Consider the following 20,793-nt stretch of genomic DNA (forward strand, 5'->3'; position numbering starts at 1 on the left):
GAACCGCACGCGGCCGTCGCCCCGGACTCGTCGCGGGCCTGCGTGCGGGCCTGCCTCACCCGTGCGAAAGGGGCGAGGGCAGGCCGGCATCATCCGAGTCAGCGTGCGGAGTTGCCCCGGCCGCCCCGGCGTCCGGGGACGTGGTCGCCGGTAGTGCCGCGGGCCGCCGCCCGTCGGCCGGATCCGCGGACAGCCTTGCCGGAGGCAGCACCGGTCGCCGCCCCGTCCCCGGCGCGGCGGTCCGAGCCGACATCCGCCCTGCGGCGGGCAGAACCGCGGCCGCTGCCTGCGGAAGGGCCGCCCGCCACCGCCGCCCCGGCCGTGGTCCGGCGGTTCGAGCCCCGGTCCCTCGTGCTGTTGGCGGCATCGGTTGCCGTTGCGCCGCCGCCCTTTCGCCGGCGGCCGGACCGCTTGCCGGGCTCGGTGCCGGTCTTCCGGGCCGGGCGGGACGCCGTCGGTGTCGCCGGCTGGGGGACCTCGATGGTGACGGGCACACCGGAGGGCTCGCGGGCGCCGGTGATGGCGGCCAGTTCCGCGTCGCTCGACTTGATGCGGGCCGTTCGGGGCCGGATGCCCGCGTCCGACATGAGCCGGGTGACGTCCCGTTTCTGGTCGGGCAGGACCAGGGTGACCACACTGCCGGAGCCGCCGGCGCGAGCCGTGCGGCCGCCCCGGTGGAGGTAGTCCTTGTGGTCGGTGGGCGGATCGACGTTCACGACCAGGTCGAGGTCGTCGACGTGTATGCCCCGGGCCGCGACGTTCGTCGCCACCAGCGCGGTGACCTGGCCGTTCTTGAACTGTTCCAGGGTGCGGTTGCGCTGCGGCTGGGAGCGGCCCCCGTGCAGAGCCGCCGCGCGGACACCGACGGCCAGGAGCCGTTTGGCGAGCCGGTCGGCGGACCTCTTGGTGTCGAGGAAGAGGATCACCCGGCCGTCACGGGCTGCGATGCGCGTGGTGACGGCCTTCTTGTCGGTCTCGTCCAGGACGTGGAGCACGTGGTGCTCCATGGTGGTCACCGCTCCCGCGGACGGGTCCACGGAGTGCACCACGGGATCGGTCAGGAACCGCTGCACCAGGCGGTCGATGTTGCGGTCCAGGGTGGCCGAGAAGAGCATGCGCTGCCCGTCGGCCCGTACCTGCTGGATCAGCTTGGTGATCTGCGGCAGGAAGCCCATGTCCGTCATCTGGTCGGCCTCGTCCAGCACGGTGATGCGTACGCTGCCGAGCTCGCAGTCCCCGCGTTCCACGAGGTCGTTGAGCCTGCCGGGAGTCGCCACGAGTACCTCCGCGCCCCGACGGATGGCTGCGGCCTGCTTCGTGATGGACAGCCCGCCGACCACGGTGGCCAGCCGGACGTGGACCGCGCTCGCGTAGGGGGTCAGCGCGTCGGTCACCTGCTGGGCGAGTTCACGGGTGGGCACCAGCACGAGGGCGAGGGGTGCCTTGGGCTCCGCGCGCAGTCCGGCCGTGCGGGCCAGGAGCGCGAGTCCGAATGCGAGGGTCTTGCCGGAGCCGGTGCGTCCCCGTCCCAGCAGATCGCGGCCGGCGAGCGAGTTGGGCAGCGTGGCGGCCTGGATGGGGAAGGGAGTGGTCACCCCCTGCTCGGTGAGGGTCCTCAGCAGCCCCGCGGGCATGTCCAGAGCGGCGAAGTCCTCGACGGCGGGAAGTGCGGGTGTCGTGTTTTCCGGCAGCCGGAATTCCCGCGGCGACGACGCGGACGACGCGGACGGCTGGGGCGACGAGGCGCGCCGGTTCGGCTTCTGGGGTCTGCGGGGCATGCGGTTGTCTGCCTTCCTGGAAACAGCACAAACCGGGGTCCGCACCGTGACGGTGCGGACCCCGGTGAGCGGAATACGCGTCCGGCGATCAGGCGGGGACGATGTTCTCCGCCTGCGGGCCCTTCTGGCCCTGCGTGACGTCGAAGGAGACCCGCTGGCCCTCCTGGAGCTCACGGAAGCCCTGGGTCGCGATGTTCGAGTAGTGGGCGAAGACGTCGGGGCCGCCGCCGTCCTGCGCGATGAAGCCGAAACCCTTTTCAGAGTTGAACCACTTCACGGTTCCCTGCGCCATGACCTTCTCCGTTCTGTAGGCAGAGGCCCCATCCGGAGATGCCGGAAAACAAATAATGCGCCTGAAGGGAAAGCATTCCTGTCAGGCGCACATAGGTTCATGGGTACCACAACTGCAACTCCGGAACCTTAGCACAGTTCGCATCCGCATCGGCTCGCCGGCTCGGAGGCCGGCGGTTCACCCGCTGGCCCTCCCGGCGCGGGGTGAACGGCGAACTGGACGCCCTCCGCGAGGAGTTGGCGGCGGCCGCAGAGAGCGGCGACGAGGAGGACACGGCCAACCGGGTCGCCGCCGACGGGGAGCGGGGCCTGCTCCGCGTCCTCCCGCGGACCGGTCCACCGTGACGAATCACGAAGGCCGAGCCCAGGCTCAGGGTGGTCCGGGCGACGGCACGAGACCGAGCCGCTGGGCTCGCAGTACGGTGCCCAGACGGTCACGGGTGCCCAGCTTGCGGTAGATGTTCTCGACGTGCTTGTGCACCGTGCGGACGGAGATCCCGAGGCGACGGCCGATGGCATCGGCGGTGAGCGCGTCGGTGAGCAGCAGCAGGACGGTCGTCTCGCGCGGCGTCAGCGCGCAGTCCACCGCCCGCTCGTCCGTCGCGCCGCCGGGACCGAGCCCGCGCCGCCACTCCTCCAGCAGCCGTCGCTGTCGCTCCACGGCCGCCAGCAGTGGCTGCGCGCGCTCGGCCATGGCGAGATGGTCGTCGGTGAAGTCCCGGCCGGCGCGGTAGACCAGGCACCCGGTGACCGGGGTGGTGCTGTCGGGCAGCGGCACACCCAGCACGTGGTGCACGTCGAGCGCCGCGCCGAGCAGACGCGCCGTGGGACTGTGCGGCCAGCGCCTGCCCGCCGCCCGATGGGCGGTGACGGGCATCCGGTCGGTCCGGTTCGCGTAGTGGCGGGCGAAGGGATAGCCCGCGCGGAGCAGGGCCAGGTCGGCCTCCCCGAGCCGCTGCAGCTCGGCCGCGGCAGCATCGGGTGCCGCACCGATCGTGCCCGCGCGCTCGCTCCAGTCGTCCAGTTTGTGGATCACCGCCTCGCCGCCGCACAGGTCCGCCAGGGCACCGGCGAGCATCGGCCACAGGCGCGCGGGCTCCCGTTCGTGCAGCGCCGCCACGGCGACCGCCGTCATGCGTTCGTAGGCCTTGTCGAGTCCCACCTGTCCCTCTCCGGTTGCCCCGCGGCCCCTCCTCCCCGTCCGCGTACGTACTTGTACGCATACCCCGGCGGCCCCCGGCCGTCGCACACTGCAACCCGCGGCACCGGCCTGTGCGGACGTACGTCCGGCGGGCCGCCGGCACGGGGGAACGGCGGCCCGTCCGGTGTCGTGTGCCTCGGCCCCCGCGGGCCGAGCGGGCCCTCTCGCTATCCGGACCAGGCCGCGACGCACAGTGCGCGGTCCACCTCCTCGGTGTAGCGGGCCGCCGCCAGCCAGGCGCGGGCGAAGCGGTCCGGGTCCGCCGGCAGCAGGCGGCCGAACACATCGCGGGAGCGCTCCGCCGCCGCCGCATGCAGTTCCCCCAGCAGACCGCCCGCCGTGGCCAGCCCCGACCGGCCCAGCCGCCGGGCGTCGGCGCCCGCGTCGCCGGGGAAGGACAGCACCCGCCGCCCGCCGCAGACCGCCTGCTGGACGCGGCGGCGCAGCAGATGGACCGGAGCCTCCTCGGCACTCGGGGCCGGCCGCACCGGGGAGGCGGGCGCGAGCGGCAGGTCGGCGCGCTGCAGCCGGTCCAGACCCACGTCGACCCGGATACCGGGCTGCGCCGGATGCTCGGTTGCGAGGAGCCGGGCCCTGGGGTGCGGGGCAGGGGTGAGCCGGGCGACGACCCGGAGCGTGGTGCCCCGGGCGGCGGCCAGCAGACGCAGGTTGTCCCGGTGCGCGAGCGCGGGGTGGTCGTGGGCGGCGGTCAGCCGCAGTACGACGCCGTCGCATCCGGCGAGCAGACAGCCGCCCGCCGCCTCCACCGCCGTACCGAGCAGGGTGACCTCCAGGAACAGCAGGTCATGGCCGCCGTTGAACGCACGGGTGAGCTGCTCGGCCACGGGGACCGTCCAGAGCCGGTCCAGCGGCTCCTCGTGCCAGCCGGCACCGGGCGCCCCGACCGCCCGCACGCCGGCGCCCGCCCCGAGCCGGCCGGTGGGGGAGACCGTGGCCCCCGACACCGCGAGGCCGGCACGGGACAGCTCGCGGTGGGTCAGGGCCGTGTCACCGAGCCTGACCGGCCGGTCGGCCGCGCCCACCGCACGCCCGGCACCGCCCGGAGCGACATCGGACACCTGGTACAGCCGCCCCTCGGGGTCGGCGGTCCAGGTCACGGCACCCGCGTAGCCGCTCGCGGTGAGCACCGGCTCGGAGAACAGGCCGTACAGCCGCAGCGAGCCGTCCGGGCGGTACGGCTGCCGAGCGGTGCCGCGCAGGGCGGCCAGTTCGGCGCCGGTGGCGTGCGGGACGCGGTGCGCCACGGCAAGTACGTCACGCAGGCCGCCGACCAGGTCCACCAGGCGGTACGCCGGGTCGCCCGCGCGGGCCGCGCGCAGTGCGGTGACCACGGAGACGGCCGAGGCGGCGGCCCGGTGCAGCCCCGCGAGCCGTGCCGTGTGCGCGGCCCGCAGCAGCTCCGCCTGGACGACCGCCCCCGCGCCGTCCGCACCGGCTTCGAGCACGGCGGCCGCGGCGGCGCGCAGCGCGAGTGCGGCGGCGCGCTGCGCGGCGTCGGCCCACTCCGGCTCGGCCACCTCCCCCTCGGCGACGACCACCGCCTCCTGCGAACCACCCTCGCCATCACCGGAGTTGCTCTCCTCGGCGACGGGAGCCGCCGAGGCGGCCGCCGCGCGGTGGAGGCAGTCCGGGGCCAGCAGGCAACCGCAGCGGATGCCGTCCGCGGTGGTCACCGAGCCACCGGGGGCGTGCAGTTCGAGATCGGTGTCGTCATCGACGGCGATGCGCACCGTGTCGCCGTCGCGGACGGTGGGCCGGCCCGCCAGCTTGGTGATGCCGGCGTCGAGGCGCTTGCGCAGCCGGGGCGACAGCGCCGCGACGAGTTCGGCGGTCACGGACGGGGCGACCGCGGGCAGTTCCTGCCTCGTGCCCTGGCTCATGCGATCTTCTCCCCTACCCAGCGGGCCAGTTCGAGCGGACTGAGCGCGGCCACCGGCATGCCGGCCGCCACCAACTGTCCCGCCACTCCGGTGGAGTAGCGGGGCAGGCCCGAGTCGTCGAGGCTCGCGCAGCCCAGCACATGGCAGCCGGCGCCGACCAGGGTGCGGACCTCGGCGAGCAGTCCGCCGACCGGGTGGCCCTCCTCGAAGTCGCTGACGACCACGACGAGCGTGCGCGAGGGCACGGTGACCAGTTCGCGCGCGTGCCGCAGCCCGGCGGCGATGTGGGTGCCGCCGCCGACCCTGACCTCCAGGAGGAGGGCGAGCGGGTCCTCGACGTGGTCGGTCAGATCGATCACCTCGGTGGAGAAGGCCAGGAAGTGCGTGGACAGGGTGGGCACGCCGGCCAGCACCGAGGCCGTGAGCGCCGCCCAGATCGTGGACGCCTCCATCGATGCCGACACGTCGGTGACCAGGATCAGCCGCCAGTCCGCCGACCGCCGGGCGCGACTGCGGAAGACGGGTCGCTCGGGGACGACCCGCACCGTGCCGTCCGGCATCCGGCGGGCCGTGGCCAGGTTCGCCCGCAGGGTGCGGGGCAGGTCGAGGCCGCCGCCGGGACGCCGGCTGGGGCGGGGCAGGGCGGTGCCGTGCAGCGCGGGGCGCAGCCGGGTCGCCAACTGCCGGGTCAGGGCGTCCACCAGGCGCCGGACCAGTGGGCGCAGCGCGGCCAGCCGGGCCTCCGGCAGGCCTCCGGCGTGCCGCAGCACCGAGCGCAGCAGGTCGACGGACGGCCGTACGCCGTCCGGATCCAGCTCCGCGAAGACGTCCTGGCGGCCGGCCGCCGCGGCCGCCTCCAGCACTTCCTCCCGGATGCCCGGCCCGAACAGTGCCGCCAGCTCCTCGGACCACTCCCGCACCCCGGGATACGGCGCCCCGCGCCCGCCATCGCCTCGGCCCAAAAGATCGCCACGGCTTCCCTCGCCGCGTCCGCTGCCGTACAACTCGTCCAGAGCGGTCGCCAGGCGCTGCGCCGAGCCGGACAGCCCGCTGCTCCTGCGGCCCAGTACCAGACGCCACCGGTCGACCGGGGCGAGCCGGTGGTCGTCGTCGGCGGCGAGGGGGACCGGCGCCGCCGGATCCCCGGTGTCCGTCGCATCGGTGGGCGCGGTGGCCTCGGTGGGCGGGTGAGCAGGGAGGAGTCCCAAGGCGGCCAGGGCCTCGCGGGCCGCGAGGTCGGCGCGGGTCCACACGGCGAGGGTCGCGGGATCGACGCCGCCGGTGTCGTCCGGACGTTCTCCGCCCAGTCGCCGCTCGACGGTGGCCAGCAGCCGGTCGCGGGCGGCCGGGCTGAGCGTGTCGAAGCCGCCGCGCAGCGCCGTCAGCCGGTCGAGGAAGTCCCGGTCGGACAGCTCGACGATCCGGCGCAGCAGGGGTTCCAGCGCGGGCGCCGCCGACTCCAGCAGCGGACCGGCCGCGGTCAGCAGGCCGGTCAGCCGTGCGGTGAGCGCCGCCCGGGACCCGGCATCGCAGGCACCGTCCACCCAGGAGGCGACCCGGTCGCCGAACGCCCGTGCCTCCTGCTGTCCCAGCAGCACGCGTACGGCTCCGGCGGCGCCCCGCATCAGCGGGGAACCGCCGGCCGCCAGCCGGGCGAGCGCGTCGGTGAGCCGAATGCCGCCCAACGCGTCGGCGCGGTGGGCGAGTTCCAGCAGGGCGTGTGCGTCGGCGGGGTCCTCGGAGCCGGTGAGCCCATCGACCTGGCGCACCGCGGCGGCGGTCAGCAGCTCGGCGACCGCCGCCGCCCGCGCCGTACGTTCCCCGTCGTCGCCGAGTCCGGCGATGTGCCCGGCCCGCAGCCGGTCCAACAGGGCGAGTCCGGCCAGGAGTTCGGGCAGTGTGCCGGAGGCCGGCAGCACCTCGGCGGTGTCGGCCAGCCGCTCGTCCGCGAGTTCGGGCAGGCCGCAATCCGCCGCCTGCGCCAGCCCCCGCAGGGTCTGCGCCGCCGTGGGTCCGCCCTCGTCCCGCTCGGCCCGTCGGCCTTCCCGCAGCACGCCCTCGGCGGCCTGCGCCGGCGTGACTCCGCGCAGGCCGGCCGCGGTCAGCATGCCCGCGGTGGCCGGTGTCCAACGCACCTCCCAGCGCGAGGTGAGCGCCTCGGCGCCGCCCGTGCCGGCGACCTCCTCGGGCTCGCCGTACGGCACCGCGCACACGGCCAGGCGCCGCAGCAGGAGTTCCCGGCGGCGGTCCAGGTCCGAGCGGAGCGGGTCCAGGCGCAGGTCGCGCGCGGCACCCTGAGCGGACTCCGCCGGGCCGGGCAGCCCCAGCCCGGCGAGTTCCGCCTCGACCGCCGGTGCCAGTCCGCAGCGCGGTGCGCCCGGGGCCGGGCGGCCGGTGCGCGTCCCGACGAGCACCCGCTCCATCGCGCGGGCAACGGCCCGTCCCCGACCGTACGGCTCACCCTGCGCGAGCACCGTCTGCACCGCCTCGACCAGCTCACCCCGGCCCGCCGCGGGCAGCCCCCGCAACCGGGCGAGGTCACCGGCCAGCCGCGCGATCTCCCGCGCGTCGGCGGGCCCCGACGGATGGCCCAGCGCCCGCAACTCGGCACACACCCGAACTGCGGCCCGCGTCAACGCGCCCTCCAGCGCGACGGGGTCACCGGCCGCGTCCAGCACCAGGTGCTGCCACTCCGGGTCACGGATGCCGGCCGGATAGCCGGAGCGTTCGTCCAGCAAGGCGTAGCTGTAGGGGATGAGGGAGGTCGTCCACGCCGCGGCAGGACCCTGAGCTCTCCCGGCGGCGGGAGCCCGCGCCGCCACGACGGCGCCTCGTTCGCCGGTCGGTGCGGTCGGCGAGCTCGGAGCGGCCGGCGGCAGGAGCGCCGGGGCGTGGAAGGCGCCGACGAGTACGGCGGCGCGCTCGCCGTTCGCCGTGGCCGCGGCGAGACAGGAGCGCATCCACTGCTCGCGCCGCAGGTCCAGCTCCGGCACCCCGCCGGAGGCCATCGCCTCCTCCCGCAGCGCCCACCCCGTCAACAATGCGGCCCGCCGCAGCGCCTCGGGCGGCGAACCGGGAGCGGCGGCCTCGACGAGCCGGTCCCACAGGTCGTCCCCGGGGCGGCCGGTGAGCCGGGAACGCAGGCCCGAGGTGATCCCGGCCGTGGCGGTACCGGTGCCGGGCCCGCCCCCCTTCACCGCCCGGACATCGGGTGCTCCGGGCAACTCGCTTGCGAGCGGGGCCGGGGCACTTGGTGTTTCGGGGTCCCTGTTGGTGCATGGGCTCGGGGCGCTGGGCGTCCCGGCCTTTCCGTCGGTCGCCGACGCCGGGGCCCCGGGTGCCCCTGCCTCTCCGTCGGCCTCCGGTGCCGGAACCCGGGGCGCTCTCGCTGCCTCTGCCTTCTCGTCCGACTCCCGCGTCCCTCCCCAGGCCCGGTCCGCCAGCGGCAGATCGCACGCGATCACCGGTACCGCGTGCCGCGCCGCCCAGCGCACGGCAGCCAGTTCGGGTGAGAAGTCGGCGAAGGGGTAGAACGCCGGGCCTCCGCCCCCGTTCCGGCGTGCCGCGGCGAGGGCGACCGGAGCCCTGGTCTCCTCGTGGGCGAGCCAGGGCAGCCAGGTCTGCAGCTCGGCGGGGAGCTCGACCAGCAGCACCTCCGGTCGGGCCGCGTCCAGCAGCGCGGGCACGGCCGCGGCGAGGGAGGGCGCGTGGTGCCTCACCCCGATCAGATACGGCACCGCCGGGTCCGTCAGGGCGGCAACGGCAGCTCCGGGATCGGCGAAGGCCGCAGAGCCCGCGTCGGAGCCGGCGAAAGGCGCAGAGCCGGAGCCGGGTTCCACGACGGCCGCGGAGTCCGTGTCGGGAGCAGGTTCGGGCACGGTCGACGCGTCGGCCGGGGAGACAGGGGACACGGCCGTCAGCCCTCCAGGACCGTGTGCAGGTCCCACAGCGTGCGCCAGGTCGCCGAACCCTGTTCGGCGCGGCGCCGGACCGGGCCGTCCCAGTAGCCGCGCAGCCGCGCCCCGTCCGCCGGGTCGTCCTTGCGTACGACACCGAGGAGATGGCCGGGCAGCAGCCCGAGCACGTCCCGGTCGCCCGGGAAGTACGCCGCGGCCAGCCCCAGCGCGCCCGCCACGGACACGGCCTCCGCGGTGCTCATCACCGTGGACGGGCGTTCCACCTCCCAGCCCTCCGCAGACCGGCCCTCCCGCAGATCACGGAAGACGGTGACCAGGGCCTCCAGAACGGCATCGTCCACCTGGAAGGGCGCACCCGCCCGTTCCACCGACGCCCGGGCCTGGCCGCGCACCAGTGCCGTCTCGGCGTCGAGGTCCGAAATGGGGCCGACCGTCTCGAAGTTGAAGCGGCGCTTGAGCGCGGCCGACATCTCCGAGACGCCCTTGTCCCGCAGGTTGGCGGTGGCGATGAGGTTGAAACCGGGGGCCGCATGCGCCAACGCGTCTTCACTGACCGCCAGTTCGGGTATGGCGATGCGCCGCTCCGACAGCAACGACACCAGGGAGTCCTGCACTTCCGGCAGACAGCGGGTGACCTCCTCGACCCGGGCGATCGCACCCCGGGCCATCGCGGTGAGCACCGGCGACGGAACGAGCGCCTGCCGGCTCGGCCCCTGCGCGAGCAACAGGGCGTAGTTCCAGCCGTACTTGAGCTGGTCCTCGGTCGTACCGGCCGTCCCCTGCACGACCAGCCCGCTGGTGCCGCACACGGCGGCCGACAGCAGCTCCGAGAGCAGGGACTTGGCGGTGCCGGGCTCACCGACGAGCAGCAGGCCCCGCTCACCGGCCAGGGTGACGACACACCGCTCCACCAGCGCGCGGTCACCGACGAACTTGCCGCTGATCTCCATCCGGCGCGGCACCCCCTCCGGCGCCTCCGCGTCGTCGGGCAGCCGCAGTGCCCGGCCGTCGCTGCCCATGACGAAGGTGACGACGGCGCGGGGCGTGAGCCGCCATGCGGGCGGCCGGGGACCGGAGTCGTGAGCGGCGAGGAAGGCGAGTTCGACGGCGTACCGGTCCTCGGGCGGGACGATCTGACGGGTCGCGCCGGGCGCGAGTGCGGTGGTCATCGGCGGGATTCCTTCGAGGTGCTGCGGGAGAAGATCGGAGGCAGGGCGCGGCCGGGTGCCGCGGGGAGAGCACAGCAGCCGGCGGCCGCGGAAAGCGGGCGGGCGCCCGCCGACGCGGCGGAGCCCGAGTCGGCGGAGCCCGGCGCGATGAGGCACGGCGCGGTGCGGCGCGGCGGGGTGGGTCCCCGTCCGGTGGGGCGAAGGCCGGTGAGGTGCGGCGTGGTGGGGCCTGACCCGGCGTGGTGCGGCGCCCGGGAGCCCTGCGCGGCGGAGTCCGGCGTCGTGGGCGTCATCGGCGTCGCCCCCGGCGGTTCGCGCGCGTGGTCAGCTGTTCGTACGCCGGGGCGTCGCCCGCCCGGACGCGGGCCCAGGCGAGCGTGAACAACTCCGGCACCGGGACCGTCGGTATCGCGCGCCGGTGACCCGGCACCGGGTACAGGCCCTCCTTCCAGGTCTCCACCGGCAGCGCGGGCGACTTCAGATCGCGCCAGCCGCACGGCAGGAACAGGGTTCGCCCGGCGCGCGGCCGCTTGGCCTCCACCACCAGGTCCGTCGCGGCCAGTTCGGCGCGGGCCTTCTTCAGGCGCGCGGGCTTCCAGCCGGTCCAGCGGGTGCAGTTGCGGTCGGTCGGATCCGGCAGGGCCAGCAGCTGGAGGTAGAGCGCGGCCGCGTCCTCGCCCAGCCCGTGCGCGGCGGCCACCTCGGAGACGAGCGCGGGCACGCTGACCGCCGGGTCCTGGGCGTACCCCGTGGGACCCTCGGCGCCGGCCGCGACCGCGCGGACCAGATCCTCGCCGAGCAGCGTGCGGAGCGTGCGCAGGCCGTGGCCGCGCTGCGGACCCACCAGGCCCTCCAGCAGCCCGAACACCGCGTCGTCGGGCCCGGTCAGCCCGGCCGGCCGGACCAGGACGGTCTCGGTGTCGCGGTACGAGGGGCGCAGGGCGAGCGCCTCGCCGACCCGCGTGGTGCCGTACGCGTCCGCGCCGCCGGTCGGGGGCAGTCCGTACACCTTGCGCAGCTCCACGGCGGTGGAGCTGCCCTTCTCGGTGTACTCCACGTCCAGGCCGAGCATCAGCTCCGGATCGGACATCCGGCGGCGCACCGCGGCGAGGCCCTCCGGCAGGGCGGGCCGCAGCGGATGGCCGTACGGCAGCACGTACGCCAGTGCGGACAGTGCGCCGACGGCATTCGTCAGGACGTAACTGCTGGGCATCGCCTGGGGGTCCTCCGGGACGAGGTTGCCGTCCTTGTCCGGACGCAGGACCGTGGTGCGGCTCAGCCACGGGGTGAGGGACGGGTTGAGCACGTCCCCGGCGCCTCCGGCGCCCATGCCGGACAGCTCGGCGCCCAGGTCCTCCGGCAACCGGACCAGTGAGCCGAACCGCTCGGTCCACACGCGTCCCGCGGCCTTCGTGTCCGGTCCCGTCGTCCACAGGGCGGCGGGGTCTTCCGGCAGCAGTGCCCCCATCAGCGCCGCCCGCGGTTCCACACCCAGGCCCTGCAGCAGCGCGGCGCCGAACTCCCGCTGCCGGGGCTTCAGGCCGATGGTGGCCAGGGCTTCGGCGCCGGGCTCCTGCGGCAGCCCGGCGACCAGGACGGTGGACTGCAGCGGGCCCAGCGCGCCGCCGGTCGCCGCCTCCACCTCCCCGGGCGCCGCGGGCTGCCAGGGCGCGGGGCCCTTGTCGCGGACGAGACGGGTGACGGCGCTCAGGTCCTCGGCGGAGATCGTCGGGGCGTACCGGGTCTCCTGCTCCAGCGTGAAGTGCGCGACGGCGCCGAACACCCCGGCCGGATCGTGGTCCAGCGCCAGCCACTTGACCCGCTCCCGCCGGACGTCGACCCCCTGGGAACCGAGGATCACCACCGTGCGTCCGGCCCTGCGCAGCACCTGCCCGGTGCGCTGCTGCTGTTCCTCCTGCGGTTCGCTCAGCACCACCTGCCGCAGTGTGCCGCCGGCCTCGACGAGCGGTCCCTCGGCGAGGGCCTCGGCCAGGAGCAGCAGCGGTTCCCGCTGGGCGTCGGTCAGGGCGGGGGACGCGGCCCGGTACAGCAGCGCCCGCAGGGCGCCGAGGACGGGCGGCCACACCATGCCGATCGCCGGGACGGTGTGCTCCTCGCTGAGCCAGCCGTCCGTGAGGGCGCCGATGCGGGCCAGGCCGGGCAGCGGCTTGCCGTCGGCGGGCTTGCCGGACAGCACGTGGTTGACCGCGCGGATCTGGCGGAGCACGCTCCACCGCCCGCCGTACCACCCGCCGTGCAGCCCGATCACCCCCGACACACCGGTGTTCAGCGTGCGGTCGTCGCCGTGCACGGGGCTGTAGTCGGAGAACATGCCATCGGTCCGGTTGCGCGGCTGCCTCGGCCCTTCCTCCGGGGGCGTCGCGAGGACGACGGCCGACTCGGCGATGCGCAACGCAGACCGGACCAGCGAGGCGACGCCGGTGCGCAGCCGCCCGTCGGTCAGATCCGGCAGCACCTGCTCCACGACCTGCACGGCGACGGCGTCCGCGGTCGGCACGGCGGCCTTGGCCGTCTCGTCCGAGCCGGCCGCCTTCAGCGCCTCCTGACGGGTCGTCAGCGCCTCGGCCGTGAGCCGCAGCAGCTGTGCGGCCTGCTCGTCGGCCAGGGCGCGCAGCACCGCCGAGCCCTGTTCGTCGCGCGGGCGCAGCCCGTGCCAGAAGGGCAGCGGGGGCAGGAGACGGGTGCCGGCGGCGTACTCACCGCCGCGGTCGTTCGGCGTCAGCCGGCCCAGCAGGCCGGTGGGCGAGGTGTCGTCGCCCGCGTACAGCCCGAGTGTCCCGGACAACTGCGCGCGGTGGCCGGGCAGTTGGGCGACGACCGGCTCGGCGCCGCCGGGCAGCCGCAGCGCACCGAAGGGAACGCCCACCCGGCCGTCCTGGTCCACCGAGACCGAGACGGTCCGGCCGTCCGGCGTTCCGGCCGTACGGCGCTCCTCGGCACCCTCGCCCTCCTTGCGCACCCAGCGCCCGAGCACCGTGCCGTCGGTGCCGAACGGGCTGTGCTCCAGGCCCGGTTGCAGCGGCAGCACCTCGCACACGCCGGGCAGCAGCGCGGCCTCCTCGCGGACGGCGGAGCGCAGCAGCGCGGGGAGCGACGCGCGGCCGTGCGTCCCGGTGACCGGGTCGTACTCCAGCCACACCGTCTGCCTGCCCTGCCGGCCCTGACGCCACAGCGTGGTGCCGTCGCCGATGACCGCGCGGCACGGCGGCAGGTCCGTGTCACCCGCGTGCAGGGTGCGGCCACCCGTGGTGCGTCCGCCGCCGGCCAGCGGGATCGACGGGACGACGGCCTCCTGGCCGGACCACCAGGAGGGCAGCTGCTCGCCACCGAGCTCGAACACGTCGGCGGGCCGCGCGGACCAGTAGCCGTACTGCTTGCTGCCGTGCCGCCACATCACGAGCAACTCCCCGTCCACGTACCGGAATCGGGGCCGCTGCCAGCGGTCCAGGTCGTGGGGCAGGCGCAGGTCGTGGTCGAGCAGGATCCGCTCCGGACCGACGACGACCGCCTTGAGCCCGCGGCAGAGGATCAGCGCGGGCCAGGCCTCGTGCACGGCCAGTGAGTCGTCCTCGCCCTTCCTGGTCCGGCCGTCGAGCAGTGTCAGCGCCTCGTCGAGGGCGGGCCAGCCCAGCTCGTCGAGGATGCCCGCCCGCACTGTACGGCCGAGCAGCGGTGCCACCTCGCGGCCGGCCACCCGGGCCACCGCCTCCGGCGCGACCTCGGAGGCGATCACCCGGAAGGGGTGCAGCCGGTCCAGCGCCGCACGGGCGCCGGGCAGTCCCGCCGCGCGCAGGAAGCCGCCGACGGCCTCGTCCAGCCACTCCCGCAGCACCTCGGAGAGGACCGGATGGGCGGCGACCGACTTCAGCATCTGCTCGCTGCGCTGGTGGCCGCCGACCTTGTCCACGGCCTGGTGCAGCAGGCGCCGCAGCCGGGGATCGGCTGCGACGGCCACCAGGTCACGCCGGCCGGCACGGGTGTCCAGCAGCCACTCGGGCAGCGGCAGATACACGGGGACGTCGGCGCCCGGCAGCGTCAGCGGCACGCGCTCGGCCGCGCACAGGTCCAGCAGATCGAGATCGGCACCGGCGTGCCAGCCGCCGGTGCACAGGTCCACCGGACGGCCGGCGGCCCGCAGCAGCGGAGCCATGCGCCCGGCCAGCGCGAGCGTGGCCGGACAGCGTCGCGAGTACGAACCGCCGTGCTTGCGGAAGGAGGCCCAGCGGGTCAGCCACTCCGCCGGATCGGCGCCGTGCTCGGCCGCCGCCGTTGCGTCCGTCAGCAGCCGGTCGGACCCGGTCTCCGCGAGCAGGGTCAGCCAGAACTCCTCGTCCTCGGCGTCCCGGCCCAGACCGGCGGGCATGATCTCCAGCAGCCGGAGCCGGATCTCCGGCCGTTCCTCGGCAAGGACCGGCAGCACGGAGCGGTAGGCGGTCCAGAAGGAGCGTGGCGCGCGGACCGCCGCGGGCGAGGCGATCAGGTCGGCGACCAGCGCGCACTCCTCGGTGACCCGGGGAAGGCCGGCCGCCTTGATCAGCCCCCGCGCATCCTGCGGCAGCGAGGCGTACGGCGGCATGCCGGCCGCACAGCGCTCCACGATCAGCTGCCGGAACTGCGCCCAGGCCGCGGCCGGTTCGAGCCGCACGGCGAGGTCCCGCACATGCTCCTTGAGGGCCTTCACGGTCAGCGCGCCGGCGAAGGCGAACTCCAGGAAGACCGCGCGCTGGCGCTCCTCGTCCACCATGAGCGCGTGCACCCGCTCGGCCTCGCGGGCCTTGCCGAAGAAAGCGGCGGCGTACGTGGTGTTCTCGTGCTCCAGGAAGACGCGCGCGGCCTGCTCGTAGAAGGTCGGCAGGAAGTGCGGCACGGCACGGCCCAGCCGCGCGCCGAGCGCCTCGAATCCCTCCTTGGCGGTGCCCGGGCGGGACTTGGCCTGCCTCGCCAGCCGCTCGACGTCCTTCACCAGGGCGAGCGCGTGATGTCCGTTGGCCGGGTCGTTGACGAGCGCCCAGGCCGGGAAGCCCAGCGTCTCCCGGCGCACCTGCCCCACCTCGGGTGCCTCGGGCTCACGGGCGAGGCCCAGGAACTCCAGCGCCAGATCCTCCGCCTCGCCCAGCGTGCCCGGCACCAGCCGGACCACCTGCCGGCCGTCGAGGGCGGGGTGGGTGTACGTGCGCACGGTGAGGCTGTCGGCGTCCTCGCGCGTGGTGCTGCCCGGGGGCAGGACGGCGCCGGCGTCCAGCAGCGCGGCCGCCGTGGTGTCGTCGTACGTCATGCCGCCCGCTCCTCTTCGTCGATGTCCCGCCCCGCGTACAGCGCGGCCGCCATGCGCATGCCTTCCGACCAGGCCACCGGGCCGATCTGACCGAGCTTCAGCGCCCGCCCGGTGGGGCCGGACCAGACCAGCGGGCCGGTCTCGGTCTCCATGTGGCCGTCGTAGTCGCCGACCCACACGCGGGCCTCGACCCCACGGCCGTCCTCCAGGACGGGACAGACGGCGTGTCCGCCGCGCACGCGGTAGCCGAGCTGGGTGGCCCGGCCGTGCAGGAAACGCAGCTCCTTGAACGAACCACCGGCGTAGTCCTCGACCTCGGTCGCCTCGGCGTCGAGCGCCGCCGGCCGGTGCCAGACCTCGCGGAAGAGCTGCTGCGCGCCCTGCTCGACGCCCAGCTCGACAGCGAACTCCCGCAGCTCCTGAAGGTCTTCGAGGAGCACCGGGTGCGGGATGCGGACGAGGTCGGGGGCGATGCGCACGGTGTCGCCGTCGAGGTCGACCAGCCCCAGGCCGCGCTCGGGATCGGCGTCCCGCAGGAAGCCGGCGACCTGTCCGTCGGAACCGGTGACCACGAGGTCGCGCAGCGCCGCCTGCCAGGCCGGGTCGGGCCACACGCGCGTGACGACGGCGAGCGGCACGGGGAGCGAGCGGACCATCCACCGCTCGGCCGTGGCCAGGCACTGCCGTTCGTGCCGCTCCAGCCACTCGACCAGCTGCCTGAGGCCCACGACCGCCGGATCGTCGGCGATCTTCGGTGGCACCGACTTCAGCCGCCGCCCGGACACGTTGCGGCACACCACCTTCCCGCCGTCGAGGGCGACTTCGTAGTCGCCTGCCGACACCCACCCCATACGTGCCTCCCGCACCCGCGTCGATCAAGTGACGGGAACTGTAGGGCAGGCCACTGACAACGCCCTCCGGGGCCGGAGGGCGTTGTGGAAAAAAGGTTCGGGAAAGGCCGTCCGGGAAAACCGGAACAGCGGGGGAGGATCAGTCGCGCCGGGCGGCGCGCTCCTGCTTCTCCTTCTTCAGCTGCTTGATCCGCGCGCCCTCCTTGCGGACCTCGGCCTGGGTGGCGCGCTCCTTCTCCAGCCACTCGGGCCGCTGCTGCTTGAGCTCCTCGATCTGCTCGGTGGTCAGCGGCTCGGTCACCCCGCCGCGCGCGAGCCCGGCGATGGACACGCCGAGTTTCGCGGCGACCACCGGACGCGGGTGGGGACCGTTGCGCCGCAGCTCGCTCAGCCACTCCGGCGGGTTCGCCTGCAGCTCGTTCAGCTCGGCGCGCGTGACGACGCCCTCCTGGAACGAGGCGGGGGTGGCGGGGAGGTACACACCCAGCTTCTTCGCCGCGGTCGCGGGCTTCATCGTCTGGGTGCTCTGCTGCGAACTCATGAGGCCAAGGGTATCGGCCGCATGCCACGGTCCCGACCACGGCCGGTAACCTGGCCTGGTGACAGGCTCGGAGGAATCACCGTCGTTCCGGCTCGCGTACGTACCCGGAGTGACGCCCGCCAAATGGGTGAGGATCTGGAACGAGCGGCTGCCGGACATCCCGCTCACCCTCGTCCAGGTCCCGGCCGCCGAGGCGCCCGAGGTGCTGCGCGCGGGCGACGCCGACGCGGGCTTCGTACGGCTCCCCGTGGACCGCACGTTCTTCAGCGCGATCCCCCTCTACACCGAGACCACGGTGGTCGTCGTCCCCAAGGACCACCTGATCTCGGCCGCGGACGAGGTCACTCTGGCCGACCTGGCCGACGAGGTGCTCTTCCACCCCCTGGACGACGTCTTCGACTGGGACGGCCCACCCGGCGAACCCGCCTTCGAGCGCCCCGCGACGACAGAGGACGCGATCGAGCTGGTGGCCGCGAACGTCGGCCTCCTGGTCGTCCCGCAGTCGCTGGCCCGCCTCCACCACCGCAAGGACCTCACCTACCGCCCGGTCACCGACGCCCCCCGGTCGAGCGTCGCCCTGTCCTGGCCGGAGGAGGCCACCACCGACCTGGTGGAGGACTTCATCGGCATCGTCCGGGGCCGCACCGTCAACAGCACGCGCGGCCGGACCAAGCCCGAGGCCGAGCAGCAGCGCAAGCGCTCCGAACCGAGCGGCACCCGGCAGAAGCCGGCCCCGAAGCCGACGGGCCGCAGTCCGCGCGCCCGCAAGGCGGGTGGCCAGCAGACACCCAGGCGGGGCAAGCCGCGCCGGAGGTCGTGAGGGCCGGCGCGGAGGCTCCGGCGGCGCCGGTAACAGGCCCCGGGCCGAGTCCGAGTCCGCCGGCACCGGCTCCAGCGGCACCTGCTGCTGCCGCGTCGCCGGTCGTTCAGACGGGCGCGGTCCACGCCCCGCAGGGCTCTGGCGGCCGGGTTCCGGTGAGGCGGGCCTCGGATCGCCCGGCGTGCCGTGCAGGCATCCGCAACCGGCCCTACACACCCTGCCGTGCTGGCTCCCGCTGCTGCTCCGGCTGGGCGTGAATCCGGCGTTCCCGCAGGTCGGCGCAGGCCAGGCAGAGGGCCAGGAGGATGATGCCGGCCGAGGTGAGCAGGCCGTACTGGAGTGCGGTCGCGGGGGTGCCGTGGCCGGCCAGGTGGGCGAAGTACACCGAGCCCACCACGGCGACGCCGGCCGCCGAGCCGATGCGCTGCGCGGTCTGGAGCACTCCGCCCGCGGCCCCGCCCCGCCGTACGGGCACGAGGGACAGGGTGAGCGTGGTGTTGGGGGAGATGGTCAGGCCGGAGCCGATGCCGGCCACGAGCAGCGGGAACGCGGCCGCCCAGGCCACGCCCCGGCCCGGTACCCAGTGCACGGCCGCGACGACCCCGAGCATCCCCGCCGCCACCGTGCACAGCCCGGCGATGACCAGCTTGCGGCCGAAGCGCACCACCAGGCGGCCGCCCGCGGCGGCACCGGCCGCCGAGCCCGCCGCGAACGGCATGGACGACAGGCCCGCCGCCAGCGCGCCGTAACCCATGCCGTTCTGCAGGAACAGCGTGTAGACGAAGAACAGCGTCGTGAACCCGCCGAAGTACACCAGGCTCAGCAGCGCGCCCAGCGAGAAGGAGCGCAGCGAGAACAGCCGCAGGTCGACGAGGGGGGCCTGGTTGCGCCGCCCCTGGCGCCGCTCCCATGCCCAGAACGCGGCCAGCAGCCCGGCGCCCACCGGGAGCAGGGCCCACTTCGGCCGGCCGTGCCACTGCTGTTCCTGCACCAGGGGCAGCATCAGGGCGAGCACACCGGAGCCGAGGAGCAGGACGCCCGGCACGTCGAAGCACTCGCGTCTGCCCGGCGAGCCGGGGGAGCGGGGCAGCAGCCGCAGGGCGGCGCAGAAGGCGGCCACGCCGATGGGCAGGTTGACGTAGAACACCCAGCGCCAGCCGTCGGGACCGCCGGCCGCCTGGATCAGCAGACCGCCCGCGAGCGGGCCGACCGCCGTGGAGATGCCGATGGTGCTGCCCATCATGCCGAACGCGCGCGCCCGTTCCGCGCCCTGGAACATCTGCTGGATCAGCGCCGAGGTCTGCGGCGCGATCAGGCCCGCCGACGCTCCCTGGACCAGCCGGAACAGCACCAGCCAGGCGGCGCCGGTGGACAGCCCGCAGGCCGCCGAGGCGAGCGTGAACAGTGCGAGCCCGGTCAGGAAGGTCTGGCGCCGTCCGCGAAGGTCACCGAGCCGCCCCGCGGGGACCAGGGCCAGACCGAGGGTGAGGGCGTAGCCGGACATCACCCACGACAGCTCGGCCGTGCTGGCATCCAGCCCGCGCTCCAGCGAGGGCAGCGCCACGTTCACGATCGAGGTGTCCAGCAAGGTCATGAAGGCCGCGGTCAGGCAGACGGCGAGCGCTTTCCACCGTCGGTCGTGCGGGGCCGGCCCACCCCGTTCTGTAGTCATGGGATCACGCTAGGCAGCCACCGCCTCCCGCGCACGGCGGGAACGTCCACGGCAGTAACGCCGACGGGCCTGGGCACCCCCTCGCCCCCAAGGCGCTGCGGTGCTGCTCAGCGGGACTCCGCCGCGGCCCGCAGCCACGCGTACGCGGACTGTGCCGTGAACTCCGTCTGGCCGCCCCGCAGCAGCAGGGTCGCCGTGGCGAACTCGGGCATGTCGGCCTGCGCGGCCACGTACGGGACGGCGATGCAGCGCATGCCGGCCGCGTGGGCGGCGGCCGCGCCGGGCGCCGCGTCCTCCAGGACCACGCAGTCACCCGGGTCCGCGCCGAGCCGCCGGGCCGCCTCCAGCAGTACGTCGGGGGCGGGCTTGCCGCGCGGCACCTCCTCGGCGGACACCACCGTGCGCAGACAGGCGCCCAGGCCCGTACCCGCGAGGATCGCCTCGATCGCCCCCGGGGAGGACCCCGACGCGACCGCCATCGGTACCCCGTCGGCGGCCAGGAGCTCCACGAACTTGCGCATCTCCGGGTACACCGGGGTGCGCGTGCGGGCGATCTCCAGGTAGCGCCGGTTCAGCTCCGCGAGCAGGTCCTCGGCCGGCGCACTCAGGCCGTAGCGCTCCTTCCACAGCCGCGTCGCGTCCTGGTTGCCGATGCCGACGTAGGCCTCGTTGTCCGCCCATGTGTAGTCCGGGACGCCATGCCCGGCCAGGGTCAGCCGGCTCGCCTCGAACCAGTTCGGCTCGCTGTCCACGAGCGTTCCATCGAGATCGAAGATGACCGAGAGGACGCCGAGATCGCTCATGCGCTCCAGCATGCCAAGCGTCAGGCGCGCGCCGCCCGGCCGATCGACTCCACCAGGGGCAGCAGCCGGTGCGGGACGCGCTCGCGCAGCGCCACCTCGGTACGCGTGCGCACCACGCCCGGCAGGCTGATCAGCTTCTGGATCACGTCCTCCAGATGGGCGTTGTCCCGGCCCACCACCCGGGCGAGCAGATCGCCACCACCTGTGATCGAGAACGCCTCCACGATCTCCGGTACGGCGGCCAGCGCGTCCCCCACGTCGTCCAGGTGGCCCTGGGTGACCTCGATGTGCACGAACGCCAGCACCGGATGGCCCAGGGCGGCGGGGGAGAGGGAGGGGCCGGTGCCAGTGATCACGCCGTCCCGCTCCAGCCGGTCCAGCCGGGCCTGGAGCGTGCCGCGGGCGACGCCGAGGATGCGGGCGTACTCGCGCACACTGGTGCGCGGCTGTTCCAGGAGCAGTCGCAGGATGCGGGTGTCGAGTTCGTCCACGGCCATGATGGACGACTGTACCAATGGCTCAGCGGTCTTATCTGCGCCTGTGCCGTTCGACC

General features: G+C 74.9%; 14 protein-coding genes. 2 read left to right on the top strand and 12 right to left on the bottom strand.

Features of this window, described 5'->3' with window-relative positions; all coding sequences use genetic code 11:
* Positions 1-98 precede the first annotated feature (98 nt).
* Entirely contained in the window at positions 99-1,778 is a 1,680-nt protein-coding gene (locus ACFYZB_RS00550; RefSeq protein ID WP_388752533.1) for a DEAD/DEAH box helicase, read from the bottom strand.
* A gap of 88 nt (positions 1,779-1,866) precedes the next feature.
* The gene (locus ACFYZB_RS00555) at positions 1,867-2,070 is read right to left on the bottom strand and encodes a cold-shock protein (protein WP_020943502.1); all 204 of its coding nucleotides are present in this window, start codon (positions 2,068-2,070) and stop codon (positions 1,867-1,869) included.
* Between the two features lie 203 nt (positions 2,071-2,273).
* Between ACFYZB_RS00555 and ACFYZB_RS00560 the strand changes: the two genes are divergently transcribed.
* Complete coding sequence (locus ACFYZB_RS00560; RefSeq protein ID WP_388752537.1) at positions 2,274-2,414, top strand: hypothetical protein; 141 nt, start codon at positions 2,274-2,276, stop codon at positions 2,412-2,414.
* Positions 2,415-2,439: 25 nt separating this feature from the next.
* Here ACFYZB_RS00560 and ACFYZB_RS00565 read toward each other — a convergent pair whose 3' ends face one another.
* From ACFYZB_RS00565 to ACFYZB_RS00595, 7 genes are all read right to left on the bottom strand, one after another.
* Positions 2,440-3,231, bottom strand: coding sequence for a response regulator transcription factor (locus tag ACFYZB_RS00565; RefSeq protein WP_388752539.1), 792 nt, complete (start codon positions 3,229-3,231; stop codon positions 2,440-2,442).
* Positions 3,232-3,437: 206 nt separating this feature from the next.
* Positions 3,438-5,171, bottom strand: coding sequence for a hypothetical protein (locus ACFYZB_RS00570; protein WP_388752541.1), 1,734 nt, complete (start codon positions 5,169-5,171; stop codon positions 3,438-3,440).
* Entirely contained in the window at positions 5,168-8,908 is a 3,741-nt protein-coding gene (locus ACFYZB_RS00575) for a DUF5682 family protein (RefSeq protein ID WP_388753462.1), read from the bottom strand. Before ACFYZB_RS00575 ends, ACFYZB_RS00570 begins: the two co-directional genes overlap by 4 nt.
* A gap of 179 nt (positions 8,909-9,087) precedes the next feature.
* On the bottom strand, positions 9,088-10,257 hold the full coding sequence (locus ACFYZB_RS00580; RefSeq protein WP_388752544.1) for an AAA family ATPase: 1,170 nt from the start codon (positions 10,255-10,257) through the stop codon (positions 9,088-9,090).
* Positions 10,258-10,546: 289 nt separating this feature from the next.
* Positions 10,547-15,553: a hypothetical protein gene (locus ACFYZB_RS00585; protein WP_388752546.1), complete on the bottom strand. Its 5,007-nt coding sequence runs from the start codon at positions 15,551-15,553 to the stop codon at positions 10,547-10,549.
* Positions 15,550-16,404, bottom strand: a complete 855-nt coding sequence (locus ACFYZB_RS00590) for a DUF4132 domain-containing protein (RefSeq protein ID WP_388752549.1) — start codon at positions 16,402-16,404, stop codon at positions 15,550-15,552. Before ACFYZB_RS00590 ends, ACFYZB_RS00585 begins: the two co-directional genes overlap by 4 nt.
* A gap of 139 nt (positions 16,405-16,543) precedes the next feature.
* Positions 16,544-16,945, bottom strand: coding sequence for a DUF5997 family protein (locus ACFYZB_RS00595; RefSeq protein WP_388752552.1), 402 nt, complete (start codon positions 16,943-16,945; stop codon positions 16,544-16,546).
* 58 nt (positions 16,946-17,003) lie between these two features.
* Between ACFYZB_RS00595 and ACFYZB_RS00600 the strand changes: the two genes are divergently transcribed.
* Positions 17,004-17,765: a LysR family transcriptional regulator substrate-binding protein gene (locus ACFYZB_RS00600; protein WP_388752554.1), complete on the top strand. Its 762-nt coding sequence runs from the start codon at positions 17,004-17,006 to the stop codon at positions 17,763-17,765.
* Positions 17,766-17,973: 208 nt separating this feature from the next.
* Here the strand turns inward: ACFYZB_RS00600 and ACFYZB_RS00605 are convergent, their stop codons facing one another.
* The 3 genes from ACFYZB_RS00605 to ACFYZB_RS00615 all read right to left on the bottom strand — a co-directional run bounded on the left by ACFYZB_RS00605 (position 17,974) and on the right by ACFYZB_RS00615 (position 20,737).
* Positions 17,974-19,437, bottom strand: coding sequence for an MFS transporter (locus ACFYZB_RS00605; protein WP_388752557.1), 1,464 nt, complete (start codon positions 19,435-19,437; stop codon positions 17,974-17,976).
* A 107-nt stretch (positions 19,438-19,544) separates the two neighbouring features.
* Positions 19,545-20,240: an HAD family hydrolase gene (locus ACFYZB_RS00610; RefSeq protein WP_388752559.1), complete on the bottom strand. Its 696-nt coding sequence runs from the start codon at positions 20,238-20,240 to the stop codon at positions 19,545-19,547.
* Positions 20,241-20,260: 20 nt separating this feature from the next.
* Entirely contained in the window at positions 20,261-20,737 is a 477-nt protein-coding gene (locus tag ACFYZB_RS00615) for an Lrp/AsnC family transcriptional regulator (RefSeq protein WP_055707893.1), read from the bottom strand.
* Between the last annotated feature and the right edge of the window lie 56 nt (positions 20,738-20,793).

This window comes from Streptomyces sp. NPDC001852 (assembly GCF_042891825.1).
Lineage (GTDB): Bacteria > Actinomycetota > Actinomycetes > Streptomycetales > Streptomycetaceae > Streptomyces.